We start from the raw sequence: 15565 nt of genomic DNA on the forward strand, positions 1-15565 counted from the left end.
TCAGTCGGTCCTTTGCCCCGTGCAGACTCGCCAACCGTCGCCGTGCCGAATTCCGAACCGCCAGCTTTGCCGGTCGCTTTGAGAGATGCCATCGAAATACGCCGAGATAATGAGAGCTACATCGACCATAGCGGCGTCACCCGTCTGCTTCGCGCTCAACGCGCCCCAGCTCACCGAGATCGTCGTGCCGAACTTCTTCTCACGCGCCGCGAGATCATCGCGGAACAATCGCAGGTCGTTGAGGTCAGCCTGGCCTTCGCAGGCGTACTCATTCGCCTTCACGTCGTTTCGATCGACCAAAAACGCACGAAGGTAGTTGTCCACCACAACGTCGGGGGCGCTGCGGTCCGGGGCGGTGGCTCGGTCGTACAGCACGAAGCCGACGACGGCACCGCTGCCGCAGAGCAGCGCCAGCACCCCGGCGACGACGGTCAGAACCGTACGCAGCCGCCGACGCGGACGTTCCGGCGCCGGAGCCGGCGCGGGGGGCGCCATCTGCTCGGGCGGGGTCCGCTGCGCCGGTACGCGGGATACCTGGGAACCGGCGGGGGGCTGCACTGATTCCACCTTCTGAGGCTATCGGCTGGGCCCCGCGTACCCAATGCCCCAGATCGCTGGATCGTGGCGACCCGCCGGGCGGTCGGAGGCGGCGCGGACAAGCCGGCCGGGCAGGGCGGGCCGTCGGCCGGGCCGCCGCCGCCACCGAGGTGAGCCTGCTCACCGCCGGCGCAAAGACCGGCGCAGCGCCGACCGACATCCCGGAGGACGCCCTTCGGCTGGGATACCGTCTCAGCTCGGGGAGGAGATGTCGGCCTCGGGAAAGTGAGGTGGACGCGGTGGCGAGTCCGAGGGCGCGAGCCGGGCGGGCCGCTGCGCTGCACCGACGGGCCGAGGCCATCGCGACCGCGGCGGCTCGCATTCTCGACGAGATCCGGCCGGCCCCGGCCGACCATCACCGCCAGTACGAGCTGGCGGAGCGGCTCCGGGCGGCGGCGGTGCTCGCCGCGCCGGGCTGGGCCGGCGCCCCGTTGGGGACATTGACCCCGACCACCCCGCCCGGGGACGGCCCACCGTCGGTGGTCCGGGTCGGCACCGCCGCGCCGCTGGACGACGCGCGGTTCCCCGCGCTGGTTCCGTTGTTCGGCAGCGGGCATTTGAGCGTCGACACCGACGCCCGCGACCCCCGGGTCGCCGGGCTGCTCCGGGCCCTGCTGCTCCGTCTGTTCGCCGCCACCCCGACGGGCGCCCTGCTGGCCCGCGCGGTGGACGGCACCGAAGCCGAGGGCACGTTCACCGGGTTCGCGGAGCTGACCGACGCGGGACTGCTGCCGCCACCCGCCACCGACGTGGTCGGGCTCCGAGCGGTCCTCGCCGAGGCCGAGCAGTGGGTGGCCGCCGGCGCCGCCCGGCAACGTGGGCGGCGACAACTCGGCGCGTCTGACGCCGCGCCGCGACCTGACGCCGTCGCTGGAGCCGCCGACCGTACGCTGCTGCTGATGGTGGCCGCCCTGCCCGACGGCACCGCCCCCTCCGACCTCGCCCGGATCGGCGAACTGGCCGCCCAGGGCCACCGGTCCGGCCTGCACCTGGTGGTGGCCGGCTGGCCGGCCGACGCGCCGTTGCCCCAGGCCACCCCGGTGACGGTACGCACGGCGTACGCGCTGGTGGGCGATCCGCCCGCTGCCGGGCTGAGCAGCCCCGGCGCCGAGCCACCCGGCGGCCTGAACTCGCCGGTCTTCGTCGAGGAGGACCCGCCGCAGGAACTGGTCACCGAGGTCTGCCGCCGGCTGGCCCGGCAGATCGAGGACGGCTCCCGGCTCGCCCTGGCCGACCTGCTGCCTACGGGCGAGCTGTGGACGTCGGAGTCCGTCGACGGGCTCGCCACGGTGGTCGGCGACGCCAGCGGCCGGCCGGTCAGTCTCGGTTTCACCGAGTTGACTCCGCACTGGCTGGTGAGCGGCCGCTCGCAGGCGGGGCGGTCGGCGTTCCTCACCAACGTGCTGTTCGGCCTGGCCGCCCGGTACGGTCCCGGCGAGCTGGCCCTCTATCTGGCGAACCTCGACGAGGGCGAGTCCTTCGTGGAGTTCCTGCAGACCGAACGGGACCGCTCCTGGGTGCCGCAGGTCCGGGCCGCCGGGATGGCCGCCGACCGGGAGTACGTGGCGGACCTGCTCGGCGAGTTGGAGGCGGAGCTGCGCCGCCGGGAGGACGCGGGCCGACGGGCGGGCGGGCAGCGCTACGCTGAGCTGCGCCGGCACCAGCAGCTGCCCCGGATCGTCTGCGTGATCGACGGTTTTCCGCTGCTGCTGCGGGAACGGGACCGGCTGGCCGTCGACATCCTGGCCCGGTTGGAGACCCTGGCCCGCGCCGCGCGCGCGTACGGAATTCACCTGGTGCTGGCTGGCGAGGGTGACCTCGGCCTCGGTGGCCCGCGGGACCCGCTGCTCGGCCAGTTCCCGGTCCGGGTGGCGTTGCCCGGGGGTGCGGCGGTGCTGGAGCCGACGAACGACGCGGCGGCCGGCCTGCCGGTGGGCAGCGCGGTGGTGAACACCGCCGGCGGGCTGGGCGGGCCGCGCGGCGCGACCCGGGGCCACGAGCGGATGATCCGGTTTCCGGACCCGCACCAGGACTCGGACGTCGTCGCCGGGCTGCGGCAGCGGCTCTGGTCGGCCCGCCCGGAGGACAGCGTCCCGCCCGTGGTCTTCGCCGGGTACGCTCGCCCGCTGCTCGCCAACGATCCGCGCTACCGCGCCGCTCTGGCCGGTCGGGCGCACGCCCCGGCCGCGCTGCTCGGTCGGGCGGTGGACGTACGTCGGTCCACGGCGACCGTGCCGCTCGGGCCGGCCGCCGGCCGCAACCTGGCTGTGCTGGGCCGGGACGAGGAGGCCGAGCGGCTGTTGGTCACGGCGGTTCGGAGCGTGGCCGCGCATCACGGCTCGGCACGCTTCGTGCTGGCGCCGCTGGCGAATGGGTCTACCGGGCCGGCCGCGTCCCTCGCCGCCGAACTGGCGGAGCGGCACGAGGTGTCGACGGTCGACGTGGCGGGTCTGCGGGCCGCGCTGGAGGCCGACGAGCCGGGCTATCTGGTGGTGTTCGGGCTGGACGTGCCGGATGGGACCGAGTTACCGGCCGACCGGCTACGGACGCTGCTGTTGGAGGGGCCGCCGGCCGGGCGGCACCTGCTCGGCTGGTGGCGATCCGTGGCACCGCTGGCCGGGCTGCTCGGCCCAGGGGGCGAGGTGGACAAGCTGACCGCCGTGGTGGTGACCGATGTGCCGGGCGGCCGGCTGGAGCAACTCTTCGACCGGCCGGTGCGGTGGCGGCCCCGCCCGGGACGGGCGATGCTCTGGGACGGCTCCGGTGAGCAGGTCCTGGTGCCCTTCGGGCAGGAGGCGTGAACTGATGAGCGAGGCCGTGCCCGCCCCCCGGTCCGGTGGTTCGACAGCCGAGGTGCACCCGGTCGAGATGGCCTGGACGGACTATGTCGCCGCTGCCCGGCAGCTCGACGGGGTACGCCGGTCCGCGGCGACCGCCGCCGGCGAGCAGGCCCGGTCGGTGGCGGCGGCCCGGGAGGAACTGACCGCGGTACGGGAACGACTGGCCGCACAGCAGTCGCGGCTGCGGGAGCGGGGCGTACCGGCGATCTCGCTGGCGCCGACGCCGCCGGAGGTCGGCGAGGCGGCCCGGTCGATGACGGCCGGACCGGCGGCGGTGCTGACCTGCCTGCGGACCGCCAGCGGCTGGGTGGACGCCGCGGACGACACGCTCGCCGCGCGCGGGCTGCCCCGGTTGGCGCGTTGGCCGGTGCGCCCCCGCAACCTGCTGGTGTACGGGCCGCTGGCGCTGGTGGTCCCGTTGGTCCAGCTGATGCTTTTCCTGATCGCCGGCACCGGCCCGGTGAGCGTCACGGCCCTGGTGGTGGGGCTGCCGATGCCGGCGGTCGCGGTCATGGTGGGCTGGCTCGCGGTGGGTCGGCTGTTCCGGCCCCGCCCGGAGGACCGGGTGGATCGGACGCCCCGGTTCGGCGCGCTGGTGTGCCTGGTCCCGGCGGTGCTGACCACCGCCGGGATCCTGCTGGCGATGCTGGCCGGCTGACGTTACCGGGGGATGATCAGCGCCATCGCCTCGGCGCGGGACTTGGCGTCGTGCTGGAGGGTGCCCCGAACCGCCGAGGTGATCGTTTTGGCGCCGGCCTTCTGGATGCCCCGCATCGCCATGCACATGTGCTCGCATTCGAGCACCACCACGACGCCGCGCGGGGCCAGCTTGCTCATCAGCAGGTCGGCGATCTGCGAGGTGAGCCGCTCCTGCACCTGGGGGCGGCGAGCGAAGACCTCGACCAGTCGGGCCAGCTTCGACAGGCCGGTGATCCGCCCGTCCGGCCCCGGGATGTAACCGATGTGCGCGCTGCCCCGGAACGGCAGCAGGTGATGCTCGCAGAGGCTCATCACGTCGATGTCCCGGACGAGCACCAGCTCTTCGTGGTTGGCCTCGAAGGTGGTGCTGAGCACCTGCGCCGGGTCGACCCGCAGACCGGCGAAGAGCTCGGCGTACGCGCGGGCGACCCGGGCCGGCGTCTGCTGGAGGCCGTCGCGTTCCGGGTCCTCGCCGACGGCGATGAGGATTTCCCGGACGGCCTTCTCGATCCGGGCCAGGTCCATGGTTTCCTCGACCGGCCGGCCGGTGAGCTTGCCGCTGATCAGGCGCGCGGCGACGTAGTCGAGGGCCTCGTCAACGTCGGGCTCGGTCGACGAGGCGGCCAGCCCCTTGTCGGGGCTGGCCGCGGCGTCCGTGTTCAGTGCGTACCGTCCGAGTTGTTCGAGGAGCCGCCGACCGAGGCGCCGTCGGCCTGGGCCTGCGCCTTCAGCGCCTCCTTCTCGGCCGGGGTGAGCACCGGCGGTTCGGTGGAGGGCTGACGCTTGCCGAAGCCGTGGTAGGGGGCCATCGGCGGGCGCTTCGCCACCCGGGCGCAGATCCGGGCCATGTCGGCGGTGGAGAGGGTTTCCTTCTCCATCAGCTCGAGCACGATGTTGTCCAGGACGTCCCGGTATTCCACCAGGATCTCCCAGGCCTCGTCGTGGGCCAGCTCGATCAACGCCCGCATCTCGCCGTCGATCTCGGCGGCCACCGTGTCCGAGTAGTCCCGCTCGTGGCCCATGCTGCGGCCGAGGAACGGCTCGTCACCGCTGGTGCCGTACTTGATCGCACCGAGCTTGGAGCTCATGCCGTACTGGGTGATCATCGCGCGGGCCAGCTGGGTGGCCTTTTCGATGTCGTTGCCGGCACCCGTGGTGGGCTCGTGGAAGACCAGCTCCTCGGCGGCCCGGCCGCCCAGCGCGTACGCCAGGGTGTCGACCATCTCGGCCCGGGTCTGGGTGTACTTGTCCTCGGTCGGCAGGACCAGGGTGTGGCCCAGCGACCGACCCCGGGACAGGATGGTCACCTTGTGCACCGGCGCGGCGTGCGGCAGCGCCCAGGCGACCAGCGCGTGCCCACCCTCGTGGTACGCGGTGATCTTCTTCTCCTGGTCGCTCATCACCCGGGTCCGGCGCTGCGGGCCGGCGATCACCCGGTCGATCGACTCCTCCAGGGAGTCGTTGGTGATCGCCCGCTGGTCCTTACGGGCGGTGAGCAGCGCGGCCTCGTTGATCACGTTGGCCAGGTCGGCACCGCTGAAGCCGGGGGTACGCCGGGCGACCGAGTCGAGGTCGACGTCGGGCGTGAACGGCTTGCCCTTGGCGTGCACCCGCAGGATGGCCTTGCGGCCCTCCATGTCGGGGGCGTCGACCGGGATCTGCCGGTCGAAGCGGCCCGGGCGCAGCAGCGCCGGGTCGAGGATGTCCGGCCGGTTGGTGGCGGCGATCAGGATGACGCCGCCCTTGGTGTCGAAGCCGTCCATCTCGACCAGGAGCTGGTTGAGGGTCTGCTCCCGCTCGTCGTGGCCGCCGCCCATGCCGGCGCCGCGGTGTCGGCCGACCGCGTCGATCTCGTCGACGAAGACGATCGCCGGCGCGTTCGACTTGGCCTGCTCGAAGAGGTCGCGGACCCGGCTGGCGCCGACACCCACGAACATCTCGACGAAGTCGGAGCCGGAGATGGAGTAGAACGGCACCCCGGCCTCACCGGCGACCGCCCGGGCGAGCAGGGTCTTACCGGTGCCGGGCGGGCCGAAGAGCAGCACACCCTTCGGGATCTTGGCGCCCAGGGCCTGGTACTTCGCCGGGTTCTGCAGGAAGTCCTTGATCTCGTGCAGCTCCTCGACGGCCTCGTCCGCCCCGGCCACGTCCGCGAAGGTGGTCTTCGGCGTGTCCTTGGTGATCATCTTCGCCTTGGACTTGCCGAAGTTGAGCACCCGGGAGCCGCCGCCCTGCATCTGCGACATGAAGAACAGCAGCAGGAGCACGAGCAGCGCGATGGGGAGCAGGTTGACCAGCAGGCTGACCCAGATACTGTCCGACGACACCTTGGTGTCGACCGGTCCAGTGATCTTGCCGGCCGCCTCGGCGTCGCGCACCTCGGTGAAGACCTGGCTGCCCGCCTCGTAGGGGAACTGGGCCTGGATCTTGTCCGTGGTGGTGTCGTCGAACTTGGCCTTGTCCTTCAGGTCAATCTGGAGCGTCTGTTCCTTGTCCTGGAAGACGACCTTCTCGATACCGCCCTTGTTGAGCTGGGCGAGCGCGACGGAAGTGTCCACCCGGTGGTAGCTAGGACCAGCGGTGAACAGTTGACTGAGTACAACGGCGCCGAGGATGACCAGGATGATCCAGACCACCGGTCGGCGGAAGAAACGCGTACGTTCCATACTGTCGTCGGGCATCGAGACGCCCGCATCCTCCTGATCGACGTCCTGATCGTCTTAATGGTGTCGCCGCCTCGGGCGGCGCCGCAGCCGCCGTGCGAGCCGGCCCCGACCCCGAGGCGCGCCAACTGCCGCGCCGCGGTCATTCGACGGTACACCGTTCGGGCCACATCTGAGCTTGCGAGCCCGGCACTTACGCGTACGGCGAACCGGGTCTCCGAGCCGGCGAGGCGAAGAGTTCCGCACCCAGCCACCCGAACGCCCGGTCACGCGCGTCGAAGGCTGGGCGTGGAAGAGTGCCTCCACGTCACCGCCCACCACCGTAGGCCGGAAGGCTGAGAGTCAGCTGTACGTCCGTCTGGCGGACCCGGCTTGGCCGGGCCGGGCGTCAGGCGCGGGCGTACACCTCGGGCTTGAGCACACCGACGTAGGGCAGCTCCCGGTATCGCTCGCCGAAGTCGAGGCCGTAGCCGACGACGAACTCGGTCGGGATGTCGAAGCCGACGTACTTGACCGGAACCTGCACCTTGACCGCGTCCGGCTTGCGGAACAGGGCGACCACCTCGACGCTGGCCGCAGAGCGGGACTCCAGGTAGCGCAGCAGCCAGGAGAGCGTCAGGCCGGAGTCGACGATGTCCTCGACGACCACCACGTGCCGGCCGGCGATGTCCCGGTCCAGGTCCTTGAGGATCCGGACCACCCCGGAGGACGTGGTGCCCTGGCCGTACGACGAGACGGCCATGAACTCCAGCTCGGCGGGCGGTCCCTGGCGGCCCAGCGCGCGGGCGAAGTCGGCCATGAACATGACCGCGCCCTTGAGCACGCAGACGAGCAGCAGACCGTCCTCGACGTGCGCGTAATCCGCCGAGACCTGCTTGGCCAGTTCCGCGGTCTTCTCGCGGATCTGCGCCTCGGAAATGATCACGTGGTCGATGTCGGCGTCGTACCAGGAGCCGTCAGCCATGCTCCTAGCCTGCCGTACGTCGGATGGCCTCCGTCGGCGGGGCCGCCCCTTTGGAGGCGGCTCGGCCGGGAATATTCGCCACAGAAGGTACAAGCCACATCAGCAGGCACGGGAAGACCAACGGCGGCCGTCGTCGGTCGGCTTCCAGTCGGCCGAGTCCCGGGTGTCCACGGTCAGGCCGACGGCGCCCGCAACGGCGAGGACGAGCAGGAAGAGCAGGAGCAGCAGGGTAGTCATGGCGGCGCTCGCTTTCACATGATTGGTGTCGGTTTCGCCGCCGGTGCGCACCGGATGTAACCAGTCTGCGTCGCAGCGCACCGCCCGAACAGTGGCAGGATTGCCAGAGGTCATCGATTTCCTGCCACCCGGCGGGTTACCCTCGTCACATGCTCCGATCCGTGGCCGTCATCGCGCTGGACGAGGTCGCCGCGTTCGAACTCGGCGTCCTCGCCGAGGTGTTCGGCACCGACCGGACGGCTGACGGTTTTCCCGGCTACCGCTTCGACCTGTGCACGACGGACGGTCGACCGGTCCGCAGCCGGTCCGGGTTCCTCCTCACCCCCCACGCCGACCTGGCCCCGGTCGAGGAGGCGGACCTGGTGGCCGTGCCGGCGCACACCCCGGGGGCACCCGTCCCCGCGCCGGTCCTGGAGGCCCTGCGCCGCGCCGCCGACCGGGAAGCCTGGGTGTTGAGCGTCTGCTCGGGCGCGTTCGTGCTCGGCGCGGCGGGCCTGCTGGACGGGCGGAACTGCACCACCCACTGGCGGCACGTCGACGACCTGCAACGGCGGTACCCGGCGGCCCGGGTCCGGTGCGACTCGCTCTACGTGGCGGACGGGCGGCTGCTGACCAGCGCCGGCACCGCCGCCGGGATCGACGCCTGCCTGCACCTGGTCCGCCAGGAGCACGGCTCGACGACGGCCACCCGGTTGGCCCGGCGGATGGTCGTACCGCCGCACCGTGACGGCGGCCAGTCGCAGTACGTTGAGACACCGATCCCGAAGACGCCGGAGGCACCCACCCTGGCACCGGTGCTGGCCTGGCTGATGGGCCACCTGGACCGGACGGTGACCGTGGACGAGTTGGCCGCCCGGGCCGGGATGGCCCCGCGTACCTTCGCCCGCCGGTTCCGCGCCGAGACCGGCACCACCCCGCACGGCTGGCTGACCAACCAGCGGGTGCTGCTGGCCCGGCGGCTGCTGGAAGAGACCGGGCTGAGCGTGGAGAGCATCGCCGACCATGCCGGCTTCGGCGACGCGGCGGCGCTGCGGCACCACTTCACCCGCCGGGTCGGCACCACCCCGCACGCCTACCGGGCCACCTTCCGGGACCGGGTCGAGGCCTGACCGCCAGCCGGCACCGCGCCGCCGGGGCCGGCGGGCATCAGGCCGTGGCGGTCAGGCGGGCGTCGCGGCGGGCCACCGGCAGCCCGCCGGGCAGGTGCACGGCACCCTGCCCGTGCCAGTCGGTGACCAGGGCGTCCAGCGCGGCCACGTGCCGGTACGACAGGGCGGCCGGTGGCGCGCCGAGCTCCCGCGCCCAGGCGTGCAGCACCCGCGTACGGACCGCCGCCGGCAGCGCGGCCAGCGCCTCGACCGCGAGCCCACCCCCGGCGGCCCGCACCTCGGCGAGCGCGACGGCGGCCAGGTCGTCGAGGGCGGCGGTGTCGGCCGCGAGCAGGCGGGCCGTCCGGGCCAGGTTGTCCACCACACCGGGGCCGAGCGCGTCGACCAGGGTCGGCAGCAGGTCGGCGCGGACCCGGGACCGGGCGTACGCCGGGTCAACGTTGTGCGGGTCTTCCCAGCAGGTCAGGCCGAGCGCTGCGCACGCCTTACGGGTGTCCTCCCGGGCGACGTCAAGCAGCGGCCGTAGCAGCGGCACCCCGGCCAGCTCGCGGCGCTCCGGCATACCGGCCAACCCGTGCGGGCCGGCACCCCGGGCGAGCGCGAGCAGCACGGTCTCGGCCTGGTCGTCGCGGGTGTGGCCCAGCAGCACCGCGGCGGCGGCGTGTCGCCGGGCGGCGTCGACCAGCGCCTCGTAGCGGGCCTCCCGGGCAGCCGCCTCCGGGCCGCCGGTACGCCCGACCCGCACGGGCACCGCCTCGACCGGGTCCAGGCCCTGCTCGCGCGCCCAGTCGGCGACCGCCTCGGCGCGCTTGGCCGAGCCGGGTTGCAGGCCGTGGTCGACGGTCACCAGGCCGGCGCGCCGGCCAAGGCGGGGTGCCACGAAGGCGGTCGCGGCGGCCAGCGCCAGCGAGTCGGCGCCCCCGGAACAGGCCACCAGCACCGGGCCCACCCCGGGCAGCCCGGTCAACGCCCGGCGTACGGCGACACGGACGGCGGCGACCGGTGGGGCGAGCGCGGCCACGGCAACCGGCGGCTTCAGTCGACGGCCGGGGTGGTGCGAGCCGGCCCCCCGTGCACCCGGGCCACCCAGGCGTCCGGGTCACTCAACTCGTCCAGCCGGGGCAGGGTCAGCGGCGAACCGAAGATCTTGTTGAAGCCCGCCATGCCGACCCGGTCGACCACACCGTGCACGAACTTGCGGCCCTCGGCGTACTGGCGCATCTTGACCTCGACGCCGAGCAGCCGGCGGATCGCCTTCTCCAACGGGTTGCCGGACTCCCGGCGGCGGTTGAACGCCGCCCGGATCGACTCGACGCTGGGGATCACCTGCGGGCCGACGCCATCCATCACGAACTCGGCGTGCCCCTCCAGCAGGGTCATCAGCGCGGTGAGCCGGTCGAGCACGGCCCGCTGCGCCGGGGTCTGCACGATGTCCAGCACGCTGGCCCGGCTGTCCGGATCCTTCACCACGTCCGACAGGGTGGCGACCCCGCGCCGCAGCCGCTCCAGCAGGTGCTCGCCCCCCTGCGCGGCGTCCACGAACGCCTGCACCTCGCTGAGGAAGTAGGCCCGCATCCACGGCACGGCGGTGAACTGGGTCCGGTGGGTCACCTCGTGCAGGCACACCCAGAGCCGGAAGTCCCGAGGGTCGGCCTGCAGCTTCCGCTCCACCTCGACGATGTTCGGCGCGACCAGCAGCAGCTGGCCGGGATCACCGGCGAAGACCTCGTACTGGCCGAGGACCCGGCCGGAGAGGTATGCCAGCACGGTGCCGGCCTGCACTCCGGTGAGGCGGGAACCGATCGCCTCGGTCAGCGGCCCGGGACGCTTGTCGCCGGAGAGGCGGTTCACCAGCGGGCCGATCACCTCGCGCAGGCCGTCGATGTTGGCGGCGGCCCAGTCCCGGCGGTCCACCACGCGTACCGGCGGGTGGGTGACCTGGGCACGCAGGCCGGTGTAGTCGGCGACGTGCCCGGCCGCTTCCTCGGTCAGCCGCCGCAGCTCGCCGACCACCTCGGTGGCCTCCGCGTACGACACCCGAGGGCCCGACTTGCCCAGCGCCCCCGCGGTCGCGGCGGCCAGATCCCAGTCCACGAACTGCGCCATGAACCCACCGTACCCGCGCCGCGACACCCCCACCCCGGCTCGCGCCGGGCGATCGACGCCGCTCGCCCCGGGCCGGGACGGGTCAGCGGCAGCCGCAGCCGGCCAGCGCGGAGCTGATCCGGTCGAGCGCCTCCCGGGTGTCGTCGAGGGTGTCCGGCGCCCGGTCGGTGAGGACGGCGAAGGTGAGCAGCCGGCCGTCGGCGGTGGTGACCAGCCCGGCGATCGCGTTGACCCCGCTCAGCGTGCCGGTCTTGGCCCGGACCACGCCGGCGCCGGCCATCGTCGCCGCCTTCTGGTAGCGGGAGTCCAGGGTGCCGGACCAACCGCCGACCGGCAGGCCACCGAAGATCGCCGTCAGCTCCGGGTGGCTGCCGTTGCCGGCGAGAATCATCAGGTCGGTGAGCAGGGACGGGCTGATCCGGTTGGTCCGGGACAGCCCGCTGCCGTCGGCCAGGCTGATCTCGTCGGCCGGCAGGCCCAGCTCGCCGAGCACCTGGCCGGTGGCGGCCGCGCCGCCGGTGAACGAGGCCGGCTTGCCCTTGGTCACCGCCACCTGCCGGGCCAGGTACTCGGCGATGACGTTGTCGCTGTCGCTGATCATGATGTCGACCAGCCGGGCCATCGGCAGTGACTCGACCTTGCCCAGCTCGGTGCCGGGCGCCGGCGCCGAGCCGGCCGAGGCGCCGGCCGCCTCGGGCGCGGTGCCCCGCTTCACCTCGGCGGCCCCCCCGGAGAGCCCGAGCAGCTTCGCGAACTGCTGGCCGGCGGTCAGGTCCGGCTGCGGGACCCGTTCGGCGGCGCCGTGGGTGGCGTCGAAGTTCTTCCGGGCCGCCACCGGGTCCCGCCGCCCGGCGTCGGTGGTCAACCCGGTGATCGCCGCGCCGTAGCCGCCGGTGGGGATGTCGGAGTCCCAGCCGGGTTCGTACACCGGGCCGGAGAACAGGGACGAGTCGACGGTGACCTTCGTCGGCGCGGTGCCGCCGAGCGCCTTGCGTACCTGGCCGGCCAGATCGTCGAGCCGGGCCGCGCCGGGGTAGAAGCCGTTCTTGTCCACGGCGAGGGTCGGGTCGCCACCGCCGACGAGGACCACCTCGCCGGGGGCCGCGCCGGCCACCGCCCGGGTGGGAATCCGGTACGCCGGACCCCGGGCGGCCAGCACGGCCACTCCGGTCGCCAGCTTGGTCACCGAGGCGGGCACGGTGGGGTCGTCCTGCCCGTGGCCGTACAGCTCCTTGCCGGTGGTCACGTCGGCCACCGACACGTTCACCCGGTCGCCGAGCGCGGCGGCGCGGACCAGCGACTCGAGCGCGGCACGCACCCCCTCGGGCGTCGGCAGCGGCGCGTTGGCGTCGGCGCCGGCGAGCACGGCCGGCGGGGCGGGCTCGGCCGGCTCGGCGTTCAACTTCGGCCCGCCACCCAGCCAGCCGGCGACCGGGCCGGGGCGGAACACGGCCAGCCCGACGGTGGCCAGGGCGACGACCAGCACGGCCGACAGCACCGCCGTCAGCCGGAGGCGCCGGCGCGGTGGCGGCGGGGGTGGAGGCGGGGCGCTCCCGGAGGGCGGGACGGGTGGGCTCACGGGTATCCCGCCGGGCGCGTCGTGGACCGGCCAGCTCACCGGGGCGGCCGGACCCGGGCCGTACCACCCCGGGTCGGCGCCGTGGGCCCGTGGATCGGCCCGGCCCGCCGGCTCCGGGCCGTGACCCCGCGGGTCGACGCGGCCGACGGGGGCGGAGCCGTACATCCGAGGGTCGACACGACCCACCGGATCGGCACCGTACGTCCGAGAATCGTCCCGGCCTGCCGGGTGGGCACCGTACGTCCGGGGATCGGCGCCGTACGTTCGGGAATCGTCCCGACCCGCCGGGTAGGCACCGTAGGTCCGAGGATCGGCACCGTAAGTCCGGGAATCGACGCGAGGCGCCGGATCGGCACCGTACGCCCGGGGATCGACACGACCCGCCGGGTCAGCACCGTACGCCCGGGGATCGACACGGCCAACGGGGACGGAGCCGGTCGGCCGGCCCGGAACGCGCGGAAGATGCGCGTTCGGGACCGATACGCGCCCGGTGGCACCATCGGGACCGGAAGCGCCGGACCTGCGTCCGTCAACCCTCTCGGGGCGGTAGTGTGAATCTTCCCTCCCCACGACCCCCTCCTCCCCGGTTCGAAAGCACCTTGGGTGACACTACTTCGGTCCGAACACTATGCGGCGGCCGGAGTCGGCGGGGGTGATTCCCCTTGGCCGGGAGCGGCGGCACTGGTTTCCGTTAGCCAGCGTGGGCAAACGAGGGAGCGTGGGAGATGGATTTCGACGTCACGGTTGAGATCCCGAAAGGTCACCGCAACAAGTACGAGGTGGACCACGCGACCGGCCGGATCCGGCTGGACCGCACCCTCTTCACCTCCACGCAGTACCCGGCCGACTACGGCTTCATCGAGGGCACCCTCGGCGAGGACGGCGACCCGCTGGACGCGCTGGTGCTGGTCCCCGAGCCCACCTTCCCGGGCTGCCTGATCCGCTGCCGCACCATCGGCATGTTCCGGATGACCGACGAAAAGGGCGGCGACGACAAGGTCCTCTGCGTCCCCTACGAGGACCCGCGCCAGGAGCACCTGCGCGACATTCACCACTTGGGCGAGTTCGACCGGCTGGAGATCCAGCACTTCTTCGAGGTGTACAAGGACCTGGAGCCCGGCAAGTCGGTCGAGGGCGCGACCTGGGTGGGCCGCACCGAGGCCGAGGCCGAGATCCAGGCCTCGTACCAGCGCGCCCGGGAGGCCGCCGAGCGCGGCGAGCACTGATCTTCGACATCGACGGGCCCGGGCCGCTCCACCGAGCGGCCCGGGCCCGCGCGTAGGCCCTGGTCAGCCGAGCAGCCCGCGGGCCCGGTCGTAGAGGTCCAGCACCGCGCAGGCCACCGGCACCACGGAGACCACCAGCGCGGTGTCGGCCAGGTCGGCCAGCCGCCCGACGTACGGGGAGACCGGCCGCCGGGCGTACGTGGCGCCGGCCGTGACGGCGAGCACGGCCACGACGAACCCGCCGACGGCCAGGGCGAGCCGGCCGCCCGAACCGGCGTGACCGACGAGTACCGCGCCGAGCAGCGCGTACCCGGCCAGGCCGGCCGCAACGCTGGGCATCCGGTGGCGTACCGCCACGAACAGCCGGGAGCGCAGCAGCAGCACCGCGCAGCCGACCGCCGCCAGCAGCCGACCGGCCCACCCGCTGGCCGTGGCCAGCACCGCAGTGGCGGCGACCGCGAGCAGGGCGTGCCCGAGCAGCATCCCGGTGAGCATCTCCTCGGTCCGGGCCACCGCCGCGTGCACCCGGCCCCGGTCGGGCAGGTCGCGGACGCTGTCGGGCCCGCCGGCCGGGGTGGCGGCGGGCAGAGTGATCGGCGGCAGCGGCACCTTGCCGAGCCGGATGGCCAGCAGCGGCAGCCCGCCCAGCGCGAAGACCAGCACGCAGAGCAGCACCGCCGCGGTGCCCGCCGCGTCGAGCGGAAGCCCGCCGAGGGCGGCGAGGCCGCCGGCCGCCCCGGCGGTGGCGCCGGCCACGAAGACCCGGGACCGGCTCGCCACCCCGAGCAGGCCCAGCACCGACGCCAGCAGCAGCGCCACCGAGCCGACCAGCAGTTCGGGCGCACCCACCCAGGGCAGCGGCCCGAATGAGCTGACCGGGTCGCCGGAGCCGACCGCGAGCGCGCCGGCCGCAGCGGCGTACGGCAGGGCGTACCCGCCGAGGGTGGTGCCGGCCGGCCCGTCCCCGTACGCCCGGGAGGCGACGGTGGCGGCGAGCAGGAGGAGCAGGGCCACCGCGGTGGCGACCGGCCAGCCGGCCTGGTGCCCGGGACCGGCGGACAGCACGGCGAGGAGCCCCACGGCGAGCGGCACGCCCGCCCCGGCCAGGGTGGCCACTCGGGTGGCTGCGGGCGACCAGGCGGCGCCCCGGCGCCGGGCCCCGTCGGCGATCGCCTCGACCACGTCGTCGTACTCCAGCTCGGGCCACTGCGCGCGGGCCGGGACGAGGTGCAGCACCTCGCCGTCGCGTACGCCCTGGGGCAGCAGCGCCTGCGCGGTGGCCAGCACCGCGCCGTCGGTGCGGCGCAGCACCCAACCCCCGTGCCGTTCACCGTCGTCGGCCAGGCCCTCCCCGGCGTGTCGAAGCACCTCGGGCAGCAGCTCGGCCAGGGGAACCTGCTCCGGCAGGACCACGTCCACCCGCCGCTGCGGGGCACTGATCGTGAGCCGGGCAAGTCCGGTCGTCATCGGCGTCTCTCCATATCGAACGAGAACGGTGGCTGACGGACGACAGGACTTTACCTACCATGAGCCAGTCTCGGGTTA

Annotated in this window: 13 protein-coding genes; 4 read left to right on the forward strand and 9 right to left on the reverse strand. The window is 73.6% G+C overall.

Annotated elements, in window-relative coordinates:
- On the reverse strand, window positions 1–558 hold the full coding sequence (locus AB0C02_RS10140) for a hypothetical protein (protein ID WP_357543355.1): 558 nt from the start codon (window positions 556–558) through the stop codon (window positions 1–3).
- A gap of 269 nt (window positions 559–827) precedes the next feature.
- Between AB0C02_RS10140 and AB0C02_RS10145 the strand changes: the two genes are divergently transcribed.
- A complete protein-coding gene (locus AB0C02_RS10145; RefSeq protein ID WP_357543200.1) occupies window positions 828–3398 on the forward strand; it encodes an FtsK/SpoIIIE domain-containing protein in 2571 nt (856 codons plus the stop codon).
- A gap of 4 nt (window positions 3399–3402) precedes the next feature.
- Window positions 3403–4095 carry a hypothetical protein gene (locus tag AB0C02_RS10150; RefSeq protein WP_357543202.1) on the forward strand — a complete coding sequence of 231 codons (693 nt, stop codon included), beginning with the start codon at window positions 3403–3405 and terminating at the stop codon, window positions 4093–4095.
- Window positions 4096–4097: 2 nt separating this feature from the next.
- Here the strand turns inward: AB0C02_RS10150 and folE are convergent, their stop codons facing one another.
- The 4 genes from folE to AB0C02_RS10170 form a co-directional block, all read right to left on the reverse strand.
- The gene (folE, locus tag AB0C02_RS10155; RefSeq protein ID WP_357543356.1) at window positions 4098–4763 is read right to left on the reverse strand and encodes a GTP cyclohydrolase I FolE; all 666 of its coding nucleotides are present in this window, start codon (window positions 4761–4763) and stop codon (window positions 4098–4100) included.
- Window positions 4764–4795: 32 nt separating this feature from the next.
- Window positions 4796–6802 carry an ATP-dependent zinc metalloprotease FtsH gene (ftsH, locus tag AB0C02_RS10160; protein ID WP_357543358.1) on the reverse strand — a complete coding sequence of 669 codons (2007 nt, stop codon included), beginning with the start codon at window positions 6800–6802 and terminating at the stop codon, window positions 4796–4798.
- A gap of 385 nt (window positions 6803–7187) precedes the next feature.
- Window positions 7188–7763 (reverse strand): hypoxanthine phosphoribosyltransferase, encoded by a 576-nt coding sequence (gene hpt / locus AB0C02_RS10165; protein WP_091070183.1) that lies wholly within the window; start codon window positions 7761–7763, stop codon window positions 7188–7190.
- A gap of 99 nt (window positions 7764–7862) precedes the next feature.
- A complete protein-coding gene (locus AB0C02_RS10170; protein WP_357543373.1) occupies window positions 7863–8114 on the reverse strand; it encodes a hypothetical protein in 252 nt (83 codons plus the stop codon).
- A 35-nt stretch (window positions 8115–8149) separates the two neighbouring features.
- Between AB0C02_RS10170 and AB0C02_RS10175 the strand changes: the two genes are divergently transcribed.
- A complete protein-coding gene (locus AB0C02_RS10175; protein WP_357543204.1) occupies window positions 8150–9109 on the forward strand; it encodes a helix-turn-helix domain-containing protein in 960 nt (319 codons plus the stop codon).
- 37 nt (window positions 9110–9146) lie between these two features.
- On the opposite strand, the gene tilS is transcribed toward AB0C02_RS10175, so the two are convergent.
- The 3 genes from tilS to dacB all read right to left on the reverse strand — a co-directional run bounded on the left by tilS (window position 9147) and on the right by dacB (window position 12980).
- Complete coding sequence (tilS, locus tag AB0C02_RS10180) at window positions 9147–10130, reverse strand: tRNA lysidine(34) synthetase TilS (RefSeq protein WP_357543206.1); 984 nt, start codon at window positions 10128–10130, stop codon at window positions 9147–9149.
- Between the two features lie 14 nt (window positions 10131–10144).
- Window positions 10145–11215: a zinc-dependent metalloprotease gene (locus AB0C02_RS10185; RefSeq protein WP_357543208.1), complete on the reverse strand. Its 1071-nt coding sequence runs from the start codon at window positions 11213–11215 to the stop codon at window positions 10145–10147.
- Between the two features lie 82 nt (window positions 11216–11297).
- Window positions 11298–12980 carry a D-alanyl-D-alanine carboxypeptidase/D-alanyl-D-alanine-endopeptidase gene (dacB, locus tag AB0C02_RS10190; protein ID WP_357543210.1) on the reverse strand — a complete coding sequence of 561 codons (1683 nt, stop codon included), beginning with the start codon at window positions 12978–12980 and terminating at the stop codon, window positions 11298–11300.
- Between the two features lie 539 nt (window positions 12981–13519).
- Between dacB and AB0C02_RS10195 the strand changes: the two genes are divergently transcribed.
- Complete coding sequence (locus tag AB0C02_RS10195; RefSeq protein WP_091199103.1) at window positions 13520–14020, forward strand: inorganic diphosphatase; 501 nt, start codon at window positions 13520–13522, stop codon at window positions 14018–14020.
- Window positions 14021–14083: 63 nt separating this feature from the next.
- On the opposite strand, the gene eccD is transcribed toward AB0C02_RS10195, so the two are convergent.
- Entirely contained in the window at window positions 14084–15487 is a 1404-nt protein-coding gene (gene eccD / locus AB0C02_RS10200) for a type VII secretion integral membrane protein EccD (protein ID WP_357543212.1), read from the reverse strand.
- Between the last annotated feature and the right edge of the window lie 78 nt (window positions 15488–15565).

It is taken from the genome of Micromonospora sp. NPDC048999, assembly GCF_040649295.1.
In the GTDB taxonomy this organism is placed as follows: Bacteria; Actinomycetota; Actinomycetes; order Mycobacteriales; family Micromonosporaceae; genus Micromonospora.

What these genes read in the sequence shown, in the direction of transcription:
- hpt (WP_091070183.1), bottom strand. Translation starts at nt 7,763, where the DNA reads ATGGCTGACGGCTCCTGGTACGACGCCGACATCGACCACGTGATCATT.
- ftsH (WP_357543358.1), bottom strand. Translation starts at nt 6,802, where the DNA reads ATGGAACGTACGCGTTTCTTCCGCCGACCGGTGGTCTGGATCATCCTG.
- AB0C02_RS10170 (WP_357543373.1), bottom strand. Translation starts at nt 8,114, where the DNA reads ATGACCTCTGGCAATCCTGCCACTGTTCGGGCGGTGCGCTGCGACGCA.
- AB0C02_RS10175 (WP_357543204.1), top strand. Translation starts at nt 8,150, where the DNA reads ATGCTCCGATCCGTGGCCGTCATCGCGCTGGACGAGGTCGCCGCGTTC.
- AB0C02_RS10150 (WP_357543202.1), top strand. Translation starts at nt 3,403, where the DNA reads ATGAGCGAGGCCGTGCCCGCCCCCCGGTCCGGTGGTTCGACAGCCGAG.
- eccD (WP_357543212.1), bottom strand. Translation starts at nt 15,487, where the DNA reads ATGACGACCGGACTTGCCCGGCTCACGATCAGTGCCCCGCAGCGGCGG.
- AB0C02_RS10185 (WP_357543208.1), bottom strand. Translation starts at nt 11,215, where the DNA reads ATGGCGCAGTTCGTGGACTGGGATCTGGCCGCCGCGACCGCGGGGGCG.
- AB0C02_RS10195 (WP_091199103.1), top strand. Translation starts at nt 13,520, where the DNA reads ATGGATTTCGACGTCACGGTTGAGATCCCGAAAGGTCACCGCAACAAG.